Source organism: Streptomyces fulvoviolaceus (genome assembly GCF_000718165.1).
Taxonomy (GTDB): Bacteria; Actinomycetota; Actinomycetes; order Streptomycetales; family Streptomycetaceae; genus Streptomyces; species Streptomyces fulvoviolaceus.
On the sequence record NZ_JOEY01000025.1, the window covers coordinates 99,599 to 113,735 of the forward strand.

The 14,137-nt window shown below is 70.8% G+C and carries 14 protein-coding genes and 2 pseudogenes; 9 read left to right on the plus strand and 7 right to left on the minus strand.

The features are described 5' to 3' along the window. The first annotated feature begins 56 nt into the window (after window positions 1-56). From IG08_RS0126850 to IG08_RS54480, 4 genes and pseudogenes are all read left to right on the plus strand, one after another. Window positions 57-812, plus strand: a complete 756-nt coding sequence (locus tag IG08_RS0126850) for a (Fe-S)-binding protein (protein WP_030607478.1) — start codon at window positions 57-59, stop codon at window positions 810-812. Continuing rightward, on the plus strand, window positions 809-2,287 hold the full coding sequence (locus IG08_RS0126855; protein WP_030607482.1) for a LutB/LldF family L-lactate oxidation iron-sulfur protein: 1,479 nt from the start codon (window positions 809-811) through the stop codon (window positions 2,285-2,287). Before IG08_RS0126850 ends, IG08_RS0126855 begins: the two co-directional genes overlap by 4 nt. Then, complete coding sequence (locus IG08_RS0126860) at window positions 2,284-2,931, plus strand: LutC/YkgG family protein (RefSeq protein ID WP_030607486.1); 648 nt, start codon at window positions 2,284-2,286, stop codon at window positions 2,929-2,931. Before IG08_RS0126855 ends, IG08_RS0126860 begins: the two co-directional genes overlap by 4 nt. 22 nt (window positions 2,932-2,953) lie before the next feature. After that, window positions 2,954-4,160, plus strand: a pseudogene (locus IG08_RS54480) (ABC transporter ATP-binding protein). A 114-nt stretch (window positions 4,161-4,274) separates the two neighbouring features. Here IG08_RS54480 and IG08_RS0126870 read toward each other — a convergent pair. Then, window positions 4,275-5,150 (minus strand): hypothetical protein, encoded by an 876-nt coding sequence (locus tag IG08_RS0126870; protein ID WP_234342984.1) that lies wholly within the window; start codon window positions 5,148-5,150, stop codon window positions 4,275-4,277. A gap of 278 nt (window positions 5,151-5,428) precedes the next feature. On the opposite strand from IG08_RS0126870, the gene IG08_RS54485 reads away from it, so the two are divergent. The 3 genes from IG08_RS54485 (at window position 5,429) to IG08_RS0126885 (ending at window position 8,265) form a co-directional block, all read left to right on the plus strand. Next, on the plus strand, window positions 5,429-6,268 hold the full coding sequence (locus IG08_RS54485) for an N-acetylmuramoyl-L-alanine amidase (RefSeq protein WP_052424894.1): 840 nt from the start codon (window positions 5,429-5,431) through the stop codon (window positions 6,266-6,268). 104 nt (window positions 6,269-6,372) lie between these two features. Then, window positions 6,373-7,035, plus strand: coding sequence for a hypothetical protein (locus IG08_RS55975; protein ID WP_052424895.1), 663 nt, complete (start codon window positions 6,373-6,375; stop codon window positions 7,033-7,035). A 222-nt stretch (window positions 7,036-7,257) separates the two neighbouring features. Beyond that, the gene (locus IG08_RS0126885) at window positions 7,258-8,265 is read left to right on the plus strand and encodes an ArsR/SmtB family transcription factor (RefSeq protein WP_030607498.1); all 1,008 of its coding nucleotides are present in this window, start codon (window positions 7,258-7,260) and stop codon (window positions 8,263-8,265) included. 11 nt (window positions 8,266-8,276) lie between these two features. Here the strand turns inward: IG08_RS0126885 and IG08_RS54490 are convergent. The 6 genes and pseudogenes from IG08_RS54490 to IG08_RS0126915 all read right to left on the minus strand — a co-directional run bounded on the left by IG08_RS54490 (window position 8,277) and on the right by IG08_RS0126915 (window position 11,758). Beyond that, window positions 8,277-8,791, minus strand: a pseudogene (locus IG08_RS54490) (glycine betaine ABC transporter substrate-binding protein). Next, on the minus strand, window positions 8,788-9,459 hold the full coding sequence (locus tag IG08_RS0126895) for an ABC transporter permease (protein ID WP_030607501.1): 672 nt from the start codon (window positions 9,457-9,459) through the stop codon (window positions 8,788-8,790). Before IG08_RS0126895 ends, IG08_RS54490 begins: the two are co-directional and overlap by 4 nt. Then, window positions 9,456-10,136: an ABC transporter permease gene (locus tag IG08_RS0126900; RefSeq protein WP_030607504.1), complete on the minus strand. Its 681-nt coding sequence runs from the start codon at window positions 10,134-10,136 to the stop codon at window positions 9,456-9,458. Before IG08_RS0126900 ends, IG08_RS0126895 begins: the two co-directional genes overlap by 4 nt. A 61-nt stretch (window positions 10,137-10,197) precedes the next feature. Then, window positions 10,198-10,554 carry a hypothetical protein gene (locus IG08_RS0126905; RefSeq protein ID WP_078655770.1) on the minus strand — a complete coding sequence of 119 codons (357 nt, stop codon included), beginning with the start codon at window positions 10,552-10,554 and terminating at the stop codon, window positions 10,198-10,200. After that, window positions 10,551-11,117: a DUF4232 domain-containing protein gene (locus tag IG08_RS0126910; protein WP_234342985.1), complete on the minus strand. Its 567-nt coding sequence runs from the start codon at window positions 11,115-11,117 to the stop codon at window positions 10,551-10,553. The genes IG08_RS0126905 and IG08_RS0126910 overlap by 4 nt, the downstream gene beginning before the upstream one ends. Continuing rightward, window positions 11,114-11,758 (minus strand): hypothetical protein, encoded by a 645-nt coding sequence (locus IG08_RS0126915; protein ID WP_158812284.1) that lies wholly within the window; start codon window positions 11,756-11,758, stop codon window positions 11,114-11,116. The genes IG08_RS0126910 and IG08_RS0126915 overlap by 4 nt, the downstream gene beginning before the upstream one ends. Before the next feature lie 140 nt (window positions 11,759-11,898). Between IG08_RS0126915 and IG08_RS0126920 the strand changes: the two genes are divergently transcribed. Beyond that, window positions 11,899-12,684, plus strand: a complete 786-nt coding sequence (locus tag IG08_RS0126920; protein ID WP_030607515.1) for an ABC transporter ATP-binding protein — start codon at window positions 11,899-11,901, stop codon at window positions 12,682-12,684. Between the two features lie 3 nt (window positions 12,685-12,687). Further along, the gene (locus tag IG08_RS0126925; RefSeq protein WP_030607518.1) at window positions 12,688-13,998 is read left to right on the plus strand and encodes an FtsX-like permease family protein; all 1,311 of its coding nucleotides are present in this window, start codon (window positions 12,688-12,690) and stop codon (window positions 13,996-13,998) included. Window positions 13,999-14,137: the final 139 nt, after the last annotated feature.

Sequence of the window (14,137 nt, forward strand, 5' to 3'; positions counted from 1 at the left end):
ACCCCTCCCCCGGACTACGCTGCACTCATCCGATGATCGACCACAAGGAGCCCGCGATGCGTGTCGCCCTGTTCCTGACCTGTGTCAACGACACGCTCTACCCGGATACCGGGCGCGCCGTGGTGAAACTCCTGACCAGACTGGGCGTCGAGGTCGACTTCCCGATGGCCCAGACCTGCTGCGGGCAGGCGCACTACAACACCGGGTACCGGCATGAAGCCGAGCCGATGGCCCGGCATTTCTCCGATGTATTCCGGGACTACGAGGCGATCGTGACGCCGTCCGGGTCGTGCGGGGCCATGGTGCGGGAGCTGTATCCGCGGATGGGTGAGCGGGCCCGGGCCGAGGGGCGCGGGGACACCCTCGCGGCCACCCTGGCGCCCGTGGTGCCCAAGACGTACGAGCTCACGGAGTTCCTGGTGGACGTGCTGGGGGTGACGGACGTCGGGGCGTACTACCCGCACACGGTGACGTACCACCCGACCTGCCACGGGTTGCGCAGCCTGGGGCTCGGTGACCGGCCCCGGCGGCTGCTCCAGGCCGTCAAAGGACTCGAACTCAAGGAGCTTCCCGGCGCCGACGAGTGCTGCGGCTTCGGCGGCACCTTCGCGCTGAAGAACTCCGATGTCTCGGCGGCGATGGGCGCGGACAAGGTGCGCAACGCCGAGTCGACGGGCGCCGAGGTGCTGTGCGCGGCCGACAACTCCTGTCTGATGCACATCGGCGGGACGATGGCCCGGCTGGAGACGGACATGCGACCGGTGCACATCGCCGAGATCCTGGCGAGCACTGAGGAGGAGCCGACGGCATGAGCGGAACGTTCGTAGGAATGCCGGCCTTCCCGAAGGCCGCGCACGAGGCCGTCAACAACCAGACCCTGCGCGGCAATCTGCGCCACGCCACGCACACGATCCGCGCCAAGCGGGCGAAGGCCGTCACCGAGGTCTCCGACTGGGCCGAGCTGCGCGAGGCCGGCAAGCGGATCAAGGACCACACGCTGCGTCATCTCGACCGCTATCTCGTGCAGTTGGAGGAGTCGGTGACGGCCGCGGGCGGCATCGTCCACTGGGCCGCCGACGCCGACGAGGCCAACCGGATCGTCACCGAACTGGTCAAGGAGACCGGCGAGTCGGAGGTCGTCAAGGTCAAGTCGATGGCCACGCAGGAGATCGGGCTCAACGAGGCGCTGGAGGAGGAGGGAATCCGCGCCTACGAGACCGATCTCGCCGAGCTGATCGTGCAGTTGGGCAAGGACCGGCCCTCGCACATCCTCGTCCCTGCGATCCATCGCAACCGGGGTGAGATCCGGGAGATCTTCGCGCGCGAGATGAGCGAGTGGGGCCGCCCGGCTCCCGAGGGCCTCACGGACACACCCGCAGAACTCGCCGAGGCCGCACGCCTCCACCTCCGCGAGAAGTTCCTGCGCGCCAAGGTCGGCGTCTCCGGCGCCAACTTCATGATCGCGGAGACCGGCACCCTGGTGGTCGTCGAGTCCGAGGGCAACGGCCGGATGTGCCTGACGCTGCCCGAGACGCTGATCTCGGTCGTCGGCATCGAGAAGATCCTGCCGACCTGGCGTGACCTGGAGGTGTTCCTGCAGACCCTCCCCCGCTCGTCCACTGCCGAGCGCATGAACCCGTACACCTCGATGTGGACGGGCACGACGGACGAGGACGGCCCACAGAACTTCCACCTGGTCCTGATCGACAACGGCCGCACCGACACCCTGGCCGACGAGGTCGGCCGCCAGGCCCTGCGCTGCATCCGCTGCTCGGCCTGCCTGAACGTCTGCCCGGTGTACGAGCGGGCCGGCGGCCACGCCTACGGCTCGGTCTATCCAGGCCCGATCGGCGCCATTCTCAGCCCCCAACTCCGGGGCACGGCAAGCGAGATCGACGCCTCACTGCCGTACGCGTCGACTCTGTGCGGGGCCTGCTACGAGGTCTGCCCGGTCGCCATCGACATCCCCGAGGTGCTCGTGCATCTGCGGGAGCGGATCGTCGAGGGCGGACCGGTGACGCGCGAGGGCAACAAGGTCGTGCTGCAGCCGGCGAAGGGGCATGCCGCCGAGCGGGCGGCCATGCGGGCGGCGCGCTGGGCGTTCTCGCACCCGGGCGCCCTGCGCACCGGCCAGCGGTTCGCCTCACGCACCCGGCGCCTCCATCCGCGTTCACTGCCGGGCCCCGGCAAGGCGTGGAGCGAAACGCGCGACCTGCCGCCGGTACCTAAGGAGCCCTTCCGCGACTGGTGGCAACGTACGAACGGCGGAAAGGACGGCTCCAAGTGAGCAGCAGGGAGCGGATCCTGGGCCGGGTGCAGCGCGCGCTGGCGGACGTACAGCAGGACGACACGCCGTACGAGCAGGCGGTTCCCCGGGACTATCTGCGCGAGCACGGCGACCGGAGTGTCGAGGAGACGGTGGATCTGCTCGCCGAGAACCTGGCGGACTACCGGGCGATCGTGCACCGATGCACGACCGCCGACCTTGCCGCGACGCTCGCCGGGATGCTGGCGGCGCGGGGTGTGAAGACGGTGCTCGTGCCGCCCGGTCTCGATCCCGCGTGGCTCGCGGCCGCCGACGCCGAGCGGGTGCCGGACCGGGCCGAGAGCACTCAGCACGCACTGGACCAGGTGGACAGCGTGGTCACCGGGTGTGCGGTCGCCATCGCCGAGACCGGCACCATCGTCCTGGACGGCTCGCCCGACCAGGGCCGCCGCCGTATCACCCTCGTACCCGACCACCACATCTGCGTCGTACGGGTCCCCGACCAGGTCGTCTCCTCCGTCCCGCAGGGCCTCGAACGCCTGGACCCGACCCGCCCGCTGACCTGGATCTCCGGCCCGTCCGCGACCAGTGACATCGAACTCGACCGGGTGGAGGGGGTACACGGTCCACGCACCCTGGAGGTGGTGCTGGTGAGCGGGGAATGACCGCTCCCGTTAGCGTGAGGTCATGATCCGGTTCGAGCAGGTCACCAAGCGGTACCCGGACGGTACGACAGCGGTGGACGACCTGAGTTTCGAGGTGTCCGAGGGCGAGCTCGTCACGCTCGTGGGCCCGTCCGGCTGCGGCAAGACGACGACCATGATGATGGTCAACCGGCTGATCGAGCCGACCTCGGGGCGGATCTTCGTGAACGGCGAGAACATCGCGACCGTGGACCCGGTGCGGCTGCGCCGCCGTATCGGATACGTCATCCAGCAGGTGGGGCTCTTCCCGCACCGCACGGTCCTCGACAACACGGCGACCGTGCCCTCGCTCGTCGGCTGGAAGCGGGCGAAGGCCCGGGCGCGCGCCGCCGAGCTGCTGGATCTGGTGGGCCTGGACCCGAAGCGGTACGGCCGGCGCTATCCCGAACAGCTGTCGGGCGGTCAGCGTCAACGGGTCGGCGTGGCACGGGCGTTGGCCGCCGATCCGCCGGTACTGCTGATGGATGAGCCTCCCCCACTGCCCTGAACGGGCGTGGGAGGTGCCCCCAGGGGCGGTCGACCCCGTGGTGCGGGAACAGTTGCAGGACGAGTTCCTGCGGATGCAGGCCTCCGTGCGCAAGACGGTGCTGCTGGTCACCCACGACATCGAGGAGGCCGTACGCCTCGGCGATCGTATTGCCGTGTACGGGCAGGGGCGGATCGAGCAGTTCGGCACGCCCGGGACGGTGCTCGGGCGCCCGGCGACGCCGTACGTCGCCGAGTTCGTGGGTGCCGACCGCGGGCTGAAGCGGCTGTCGGTCACCGAGATCGAGCCCGACGACCTTCAGCAGCCGCCGGTCGCCCGGCCGGACGAGCCGGCCGGGCGGGCCGGGCGGGCCGGGCGGGCCGCGGAGCGGTTGCGTGCCGAGGGCGCGCGCTGGGCCGTGGTCCTGGACGCACAGGGCGACCTGCACGGCTGGGTCGGCATCGACGACCTCGGCGCGGACCGCTCGGTGGGCGAGCTCGCCCACCGGATGAACGCCTGGGTGCCGGTCGGCGCCCCCTTGAAGCAGGCGTTCGGCGTGATGCTCCAGCACGACGCCGGCTCGGTCGCCGGACTGGACGGAGCGCGCTTCCTCGGCGTGCTGACCCCGGCGAAACTCCACGAGGCGCTGCGGCGGTCGGTGGACGCGGACGCGCTGGGCGTGTCGCGCGGTCAGGTGCCGTTCGACTCGGTGGCGGACGCGTAAGCGCTCCGCCGGCTGTGTCGATATGCGGCTCCGCCGCGGGGCCACGATGTGCCGTCGATCGTCTGCGGCGCCGTCGTCGCAGGTCGCGCCGTTCCCCGCGCCTCTTCGGGGCGCTTAGTCCCTGCCCGATTTACTGGTCGCGTCGCGCCTCAGGATGCCGAAGGCCCAGCGTTCGTTGAACCCGGCGATGAAGCCGATGGCGCACCAGAAGCCCCAGAACTCCGTGCCCGTGGCGGGCGCGGTCGCGCTCCCCGCGGGCCCGCAGATCTCGGCCGTCGTGGCGGGAACCTCGATCACCGGCACGATGCCTCCGCTGAGCACGAAGTAGACGGCCACCGCGAGGATCCAGCCCACGCACACCCGGTAGACCCCTTCGTGGCGCATCCGCCGGGCGAGCTGCCGGGCGGGGACCGCCGCGCTCCCCGACCCGGCCGCCTGGCGGTTCGCCAGCTCCTCGACGCTGAGCCGTAGCCGCCCCAGGACACTGAGCACCGCCCCGAAGGCCCCCACTCCGCCCGCGGCGAAGGCGCCCAGCAGGCCCCAGCGGTCGCCGCAGCCCAGAGTGACGCCCAGCATGTGCAGCGTGGGCCGGCCCGCGAGAAGCGGCACGGCCAGCAGCAGCACCCCAGCGACGGCCCCCAACCCCAGACCGATGTTGAGGCCCCGGCCGACCGCGGTCACACGATCCTGGTCCAGCCAGCCCTCCAGGTCGGCGAGCTCCCGCTCCAGGTAGCCGCGCACATGGTCGCCGGAGGGGCGGGTCTCCGCCAGCACGTTCCGCAGGGCGCCCCGCAGCGCCTGCTCCACGCTTCGCCGGGTCGCCCGGTCGAACGCGCGCTGCGCGGTGCCGAGCGCCGCCTGCATCCGCAGGTGCTGTGCGGGATGGGTCGCGCAGAACTCCTTGTAGGCCGGTTCGTCCTCGGACCGTACGAGTTCCGCCAGGCTCTTCGGCCGTCGCTCGGCCTCCGCGCCGTCCAGTACTTCTCTCAATCGACGCCACCACCGGCGACGTCCCCCGTTGTTGTCCCCCATGTACCGGGTGTACCGATTCGCGCCTTCTCCGGGAACCCACCGCACCGCACCAGTCCGGTCACCGACGTCACGGACCCGTGACGTCCCGTCAGCAGTGGGCCCCGGGCAGCCGACCTGCGCCTTTCGAACTGGCTCGAAGGCGGTTGAGTCCGTTCCGGACGGTCCAGCACGCTGAACGCGTCCACTCGTCGAGATACGGCGGGTTGCGAACAGCGAACGACGAACGGGGGATTCACATGGCGTACCTGACATGGCTGGCGGACATCCTGCGCAAGGAAGGACTCCAGGTCCAGGAAGAGGGCGGCTGGCAGCAGCGGGGCCACGGCGACATGGCCGACATCCGCGGTGTTCTGCTGCACCACACCGCCGGCGCGCCCGAGGGCAACTACCCGAGCCTGGCCATCGTGCGGGACGGGGACGCGACACTCGAAGGGCCCCGGGCGCACCTCGGTCTGGCGCGCGACGGCAGTTGGATCGTCATCGCGGCCGGGCAGGCATGGCACGCCGGAAAGGGCGGACCGTGGCAGAACGTCCCGAAGGACGACGCAAACAAGTACATGATCGGCGTCGAGGCCGAGTCGGTCGGGACCCGCTTCGACTGGACGCCCGCGCAGATCGACTCCTACCCGCGCGGGGTGGCCGCCCTGCTGCGCCATGTCGGTCTCGGGGCCGACCGGGCGCTGGCCCACAAGGAGTGGGCTCCGGAGCGCAAGACGGACCCCGCCTTCTGGCCGGGTGACATGGCGGGTTTCCGGGCCCGTGTCGGCGAGATCCTGGGCGGCGCACCCGCGCCCGGTCCGACGCCGCCTCCGCCGGGCGGTGGGCAGAGCCCGAACTTCCGTACCTGGGGCACCCAGGTACGCGTCCGCAAGGACGTCAAGCTCGACGCTCCCGTCGTCACCACCCTCGCCGGACCGACACCGGTCTTCGTGGAGTACCAGCGACGCGGCGACACGGTCAACGCCGAGGGCTTCAGCAACCCGTTCTGGTCCTTCGTACCGGCCCTCGGCGGCTTCCTCTCCAACATCTTCATCGACAACCCGGACTCGTTTCTCCCGGGCGTGCCGGAGCGCTGATGGGCCTCCCACTCCTCGACCGGGTCATCGGGTGGGGCAGAAGGCAGCTCAACACCCGCACGGATCAAGCAACGCAACGACAGCCAGAGGCCAGGAGGAACGCCGTGGCATACGACATGGAAGTCGCCAAGACCATCTACCGGGTCGGCCGGGAACTGAACGTCAACGACAAGGTGATGCTCGCCGCCTTCGAGACGGGCATCGTCGAGTCGGGCATGCGCAATCTCAACTACGGCGACCGTGACTCGCTGGGCGTGTTCCAGCAGCGGCCCCAGTGGTGGGGAACGCCGGAGCAGATCATGAACCCCGACTACGCGGCGCGGAAGTTCTTCGAGCACGCGGTGCCCAACGACCAGAAGAACCCGGGCCAGACGGCGGGCCAACTCGCCCAGAGCGTGCAGCGGTCGGCGTACCCGGCGAAGTACGACGAGGCGGAGGCCGCGGCCAAGCAGCTGCTCGCGGACACCGCGGCGGCCGTGGGCAACGCGCCGGCGCCGCTTCCGCCGGGCGGCGGGCAGGCTCCGAACTTCCGTACCTGGGGCACCCAGGTGAACGTTCGCAAGGACGTGAAGCTCGACGCCCCTGTCGTCACGACTCTCGCGGGGCCGACGCCGGTGTTCGTGGAGTACCAGCGGCGGGGTGACACGGTGAACGCCGAGGGGTTCAGCAACCCGTTCTGGTCCTTCGTACCGGCGTTGGGCGGCTTCCTGTCCAACATCTTCATCGACAACCCGGACTCCTTCCTCCCCGGAGTTCCGGAGCGCTGACCGCCCACCCCGCTTCCCCTCCGCACCGCCCCCGACCGGCCCCCTCCGGTCGGGGGCGGTTCACATTGGTGAAGGACTGAAGACCGCGGTAAAGAGGGCCATCGAGTTCTGTGAAGGTCCCCGCGCCCCCGGTGACACGCGTGACACAAGGCCAACCATGGGTGGAGAGACACCGAAGGGGAACCACGGGGGTAACCGCGGTGTCCACGGGGATGGCTCACCATGGCATTGCGCATTCACTTCACCGACGACGACCTCACACGGATCAGGCTGGCTCAGGCCCCCGACCCCATGTGGGAAGCCCTGCAGAGCATGCACATGCTCCAGACACGGGACGGCTGGGCGGTCTTCGGCCGGTGGCGCGGCCGGGTCCGCACCGGCCTCACCGGACCGGAGCGCCAGTTGCTGCGCCTCGCACCGCCGGTCGGCTATTCGCCGGACTTCCTCACGCCCAGCGCCGGCGAGGGCGGCCTGGAGTTGGGGATCGACGCCCTGCTGTCCACGCCCCGGGCACGATTACGGCACGACTTGCGCGAACTCGCGGCCGCGGGGCGCCGGCTCCCGCCGTGGGGCCGCCCACTGGCGGACGGCGACAGCGAAGCGGTCCATCATCTGGGCCGCACCCTCCGGACCTACTTCCGCAGGAGCCTGGCGCCCTACTGGCACCAGGTACGCGCCCGGCTCGACGCCGAACGCGCCGCGCACGCCAGGCCGTCGGCCTCCGGTGACCGCGGCGGCCTGCTCGCCGGGCTGCACCCGGAACTGCGCTGGCAGTCGCCCGTGCTGACGATCGGCGGGCTGCGCGTGGAGCGGGACGTGCATCTGCGCGGGCGGGGACTGCTGGTGCTCCCGTCCTACTTCTGCTGGCGGTATCCGACCGTGCTCAAGGACACCCGCCTGCCTCCGGTCGTCGTCTATCCGATGACGCACCCGGACGCCCTGGACGTGGCAGACCCGGCGGCCGAGGGCATCAGGACACCGTCACGGTCGCTGGTCGCCCTGCTGGGGCGGACCCGGGCGGAGATCCTCGGTCATGTGGCCGAGGGCGGGCGTACGACCACGGAGCTGGCCCGTGGCACGGGCATGTCCCCCGCCACCGCCAGCTACCACGCCACGGTCCTGCGGGACGCGGGCCTGCTCAGCACCCACCGCCTGGGCGGCGCCGTCCTGCACACACCCACCCCGCTCGGGGCGGCCCTGCTGGAAGGACGGCGCCGTTCGGCGGCCTGACCACCGTGTCCTCACTTCAGCAGGCCCTTCCCCTCCGGATAACTGTGCGCCACGTCCTTCGCCAACCGTCGCCAGCTGTCGACCTGTTGGTTCATGGAAGCGAGGTCGGCCGTCGTCAGGACGTCGTTGAGCTTGCCGAGCGCCTTGGTGACGCCCTCGGCGCCCGCGCGGGAGCGGTTGACGACGGGGACGACGTAGTCGGCGTTCTGCAGATGCTTGTCGTCGGTGAGGAGGACCAGGCCGAAGTCGTCCAGGGTGGCGTCCGTAGTGGTGGTGAGCACCATCTGGTCCTGACCACTCTCCACGGCCCGCTTCGCCTGGGTCGTGCCGACGCCCTTCGGGTCGACGCCCGTGAGGGCGTACATCTGGGCGAGCAGGTCGCTCTCGGTGAATCCGGCGGATCCGATGGTCAGGTGGCGGCTGTCGCCGGCGGTGCGGTGACCTCGCCCTGCGTCTCCAGAGAGGGGCCGGCCGAGCAGCCCGTGAGCAGCAGCAGAACGGCGGTCGGGCCCAGGGCACGTCTCATCGCACGTCCCTCGCCCACCGGGGCGCGAGCCGCTCGGCCACCTCGAAGACCCCCTCCACGACCAGCGCGAACAGGGCGACGAGCACAGCTCCCGCCAGCACCTGCGGCGTACTGGCGAGGTTGAAGCCCGCTGCGATGATCCTGCCCAGCCCTCCCCCGCCCGCGAGCGCGGCGATGGTGGCGGTCGCGACGAGCTGGACGGCGGCGATCCGCACCCCGGTCAGGACAATGGGGAGCGAAAGGGGCAGTTCCACGTGAAACATCACTTGTCGCCCGGTCATCCCCATCCCGCGCGCCGCCCGCACGATGCTGCGGTCGACCTCGCGCATGCCGACGTACGCGTTGGTGAGCAGGGGCGGCACGGCGAACAGCACGAGCGCCACGACCGTCGGACCCTCGCCCCACTTGCCCACGGGGGTGAGGAGCAGGAGGACCAGGACGGCGAAGGTCGGGACCGCCCGGCCTATGTTGGAGATGTTGACGGCCAGGGCGCCGCCCTTGCCCAGATGCCCCAGGACGAGAGCGACCGGCAGGGCGATCAGACAGCTGACGACCAGGCAGACGACAGTGAGGACGAAGTGTTGGAGGAGCCGGTGCCAGATGCCGTCCTCGCCTGCCCAGTGCGAGGCGTCGGCGAGCCAGTCCCAGGCGTCGGTCAGGGTGTTCATCCGCGGGCCGCCCTGGTCCACGGGGTCATCAGGCGCTGCGCCCCGAGGAGCAGCAGGTCGGCCACGACCGCGATCACCACGCACAGCACCGACGCGGTGAGCACCTGTGCCTTGAAGTACGTGTTCATGCCGACGTAGATGAGGTTCCCGAGCCCGCCGAAGCCGACGATCGCGCCGACCGTCACGAGGGACACCGCCGAGACCATGGCGATGCGCAGTCCGGCCATCGCGGCGGGCAGGGCGAGGGGCAGTTCGACGGTGAGCAGGAGCCGGATCGGGCCGTAGCCCATGCCGCGCGCGGCCTGCCGGGTCTCCTCGGGGACGGCGCGCAGCCCGGCGAGGACGTTCCGCACGAGGAGGGTCAGCGAGTACAGGACGAGGCCTGCGACGACAAGGCTCTCCGAGAGCCCGTACACCGGCAGGAGCGGCGAGAACATCGCCAGGGACGGGATCGTGTAGAGGATCGTCGTCACGGCGAGGACGGGTCCGGCCGCCCAGCCCCAGCGGCGTGCGAGTACCGCGAGCGGCAGCGCGACGACGAGGCCGATGAGCACCGAGACCGCGGTCAGCTGCAGATGCTGGAACACCGCGTCGAGGAGGATGTGCCGGCGGGTGCTCAGATACTCACCGCAGATCCACTCGTTGCGCGCGAGGCAGTCGTCGGGGGGCGCGGTCACGGGTTCATTGCACCGGGTGGGCCCTGGTGTCGGCTTGTTCTGGTGGCCCGTACGGGGTGGGTCAGGGGTTCCAGTAGGTGGAGAGGGACGCGATGAAGGCCGCGCTCGCGGTGAGCAGCACGAGTTGTGTGGCGGCGGCGGTCCACAGACGGAAGGTCACGGCCAGTCCGACGGTGACGGCTTCGAGCCTGCAGAGGAACATCACACAGTCGTACTGATAGGACGCACTCGTCGAGTCCATCGGCCCGGGGTACCCCAGCCAGTCCTCCGTGAAGACGCCGTCGCTGCCCAGGAGGAGGATCACTCCGAACAGGACGACGTCCACGAGGGCGAGCACCGTGGCCACGGCCAGGTCCACGCCCCGCCGCTGCTCCGGCCGCCGCAGCACGCGTCGCAACCGTCTGCCGTCGGTCTTCATCGGGAGCCTCCTGTCCGCCACGGGCCGACTCCGAGCTTCCCGGTGGTTCCGAGGTCGAGGCCACCGTCCGGTGCCACGAGGAGGCCGAGCGCGCCGGCCTTCGCCTGCACCGAGACGTACGGCACGCCGGTCGCGCCGTCCGTGCCGGCGACGGTGTTGCGCCACAGCAGGCCCGCGGAGGCGGTCTCGCCGGGCTCCAGGGACACCGGACGGGGCGGGTCGTCGAAGCCGGTGACGGTGGCGATGCCGCCGCTTCCGTGCACCACCGACACGCCGGTCACCTGCTGCTGGTCCGCGTCGAGCAGGCGGAGTACGGGATAGCCCTCGACCCGGTAGACGCGTGTCCCGCAGTTCTCCAGGGTCAGCGCCATGGCCCGCAGCCCCATGGCGGGGTTCACCGGACCAGCCGTGACTCGAACGCCTCCCGTAGGACAGGCGGCCCGCTTCGGCAGGGGCGCGGGCTCATCGAACACGGCCTCGGACACGCTCCAGATGACGGCGGCCACGATGATTCCCGCCACGGCGCGGAGTGCCGTGTCCAGCGTGGTCGTCAGGCGGGTCACCGATCGGTGAGGAGGACGGTGGGCAGCGTGTCCTCAAGGATCCGCGTGCGGGGCAGGGAGAGGTCGAAGTGCCGCTGGAGGACCTCCAGCGCGGTCCTGTGCACGATGCGGCGGTCCAGATCGGGGTCGGGCAGTCCGGCGGCGGCCAGCAGTTCCTCGACGGCGGGCGCCACTTCGGGGTCTCCCTCCACGTTGCCGTACCCCCAGGAGGCATCCAGGTGCAGGTTGAACGCGCACATCAGGCGCTCGTCGTGGCGGTAGGCGAACCGCGGGGGCACCGGCTTGAAGTTCTCCTCCTGGAACTCCAGGTGGAAGACGTGCAGACAGCCGCGGTCGACCGGTCGGCCGCCGTCGCCGAACTCGGCCTGCCAGCCGCCGTACTTGATCACGTACGCCCACTCGCCGATCTCCCCGTGACGCAGGGCGAGCCCCTCGGACACATGCCCGAAGAGGCCTTCCAGCAGGTCCTGCACCTGGCGGCCGGTGAGCTCTCCGATGGAGCGGGGTCTGCTCCGTCTGTGAGCGGTCTCCGCGATGCGCCTCGCCAGCGATTCCGACTCGAGGTCGCGGGCCATCGTGACGCTGTATCCGCCGTAGGCGATGGACTCGGGCTCGGCGAGCCAGGCTATTCCGTCGGTCATGGCGATCACGATGGCGCATTCGCCGGGAGGTGTCACTGAGTACACCCCGGAACACGGGTTCTGCGCCCAATGTGCCGTGCTCGCCCGCTCCGTAGCTTTTTGAGCGAGGCACACGGCGTGCCGGACGGAGAGTGATGACGATGTTTCGCACAGGCTCACGACGTACGCCCGACACGGGACCCGCTCCCGAGGCGCTGCGGCTGGTCAAGGTCAGCAAGACCTACGGAACGGACGACAGTGCCGTGACCGCTCTGGACGACGTCACGCTCAGCCTCGGCCGGGGCACCTTCACGGCGGTGATGGGGCCGTCGGGCTCCGGCAAGTCCACGCTGCTGCAGTGCGCGGCGGGGCTGGACCGGCCCGACAGCGGGATCGTGCGGGTGGACGGCACGGAGCTGACGGGCGGCAGCGAGGCCGAGTTGACGCGGTTCCGGCGCGGCCGGGTCGGGTTCGTGTTCCAGCAGTACAACCTCCTGGAGACGCTGACCGTCGCGCAGAACACGGTGCTGCCGCTCAAGCTCGCCGGGCGGCGGGTCGACCGGAGGCGGGCCCGCGAGGTCCTCACCCAGGTCGGACTCGGGGACCGCCTCGGTCACCGCCCCGACCAGCTCTCCGGCGGGCAGCGGCAGCGCGTGGCGATCGCCCGGGCGCTGGTCACCGAACCCCGGGTGATCTTCGCGGACGAGCCGACCGGCGCCCTGGACACGCGCAGCGCGCGGGACGTGCTGCGGCTGCTCCAGGAGGCGGTGCGCGTGCACGGGCGGACCGTGGTGATGGTGACGCACGACCCGGTCGCCGCCTCCTACGCCGACTCCGTGCTGTTCCTCGCGGACGGGCGGCTGGCGGGCCGACTGGACGCGCCGACTCCGGACGCGGTCGCCGAGCGGCTGGCGCACCTGGGCGACGACATGATGGCGGGAGTGTGAGCGATGTTCATGCTGGCGATGCGGTCGATACGGCAACGGCCCGGACGGTTCCTCGCGACACTGCTGGCCGCCTTCCTGGGCGCGGCGATCATCATGACGTTCAACTCGCTGTACGACACGGCGGGGCAGTCCGGCGTCGACTCGGCGAGCGCGGACACACTGACTACCTCGGCGAGTGTCGTCGGGGGCTACGGCACCCTCCTGGTGTTCTTCGCCGTCGCCTCGACGCTGACGGTCAACGTCCGTCAGCGGGCTGCCGAGTTGGAGCTGCTGCGCTGCTCGGGGGCGACTCCGGCGCAGATCAAGCGGATGGTGGTGGGTGAGGCCGTGGCCGTCGCCCTGGTGGGTGCGGTGCTGGCGATCGGTCCGGCGATGCTCGGCGGGCAGGCGCTGCTGGACGTGTTCCAGGACAGCGGGCAGGTCGCGGAGTCCGTCGACCACTCCTTCGGTCCGGTCGCGCTGATGTCGGGTGTCGACATCACGCTCGTCGCGGCGGCGGGCGCGGCCTTCCTCGCCGTACGGCGGGCGACGCGGGGACACCAACAGCGGGGCAGGGCACGGAAGTTCCTCGCCTACGGCGCTCTGGTCATCGGTGCCGTGGCCGTCACCTCCACCTTCGCCTTCTCGGCGACGGACGAGGCCCTGATGGCGACGCCGGCGTACGGGGCGATCCTGCTGTCGGTGGGATTCGCGCTGCTGGCGCCACGGCTGCTGAAGGGCGTGCTGGACCGGCTTCCGCTGACCGGCGCGAGCGGCTGGCTGGCCGTGCGCAACCTGCGCCGCCGGGCGGACCACCTCTCCGGGATCCTGATGTCGCTGATCCTGTTCACGGCGGTGTCCCTGGCCACGCTGTACATGCAAGGCGTGGAAAGTGACGCCGTGAAGGCCTCGGGTGCGGTCAAGTCGGTCGACGCGAAGAACCTGGAGACGCTGAACTTCACGGTCGTCGGCATCATCGTGGTGTTCGTCTGCGTCATGCTGGTCAACTCGCTGTACGCGGCGACGACCTACCGCCGCCGGGAGCTCGGGCAGCAGCGCCTCGCGGGGGCGACTCCGGGGCAGGTGCTCGCCACGGTGGGCGCCGAGGGACTGGTCCTCACGGTCGTCGGTCTCTTCTTCGGCACGGTGGCGGCGCTGGCCGGGATCATCCCGTTCACCGTCGTCCGGACCAACTCGGTACTGCCGCACCAGGGGTTGGGTATCTGGCTGGCGGTCGTCTCGATCGCGGCGGCGGCGACGCTGGGGACGAGCCTGGCCACGGCACGGCGGGTGCTGCGTACTCCGGCGACGGACGCGGTGGCACTGGCCGCCTGAACACGGCGAAGGGGCGGCCGCTTCCGCGGCCGCCCCTTCGCCGTGCGTTCCCGTCGGCCGTCGGACCACGGCGATGAATCCGCCGAAGGGCGCGGTGTCGACCGTGACCCTGGTGCCGCGCGGGCTCGTCAGGCGCAGG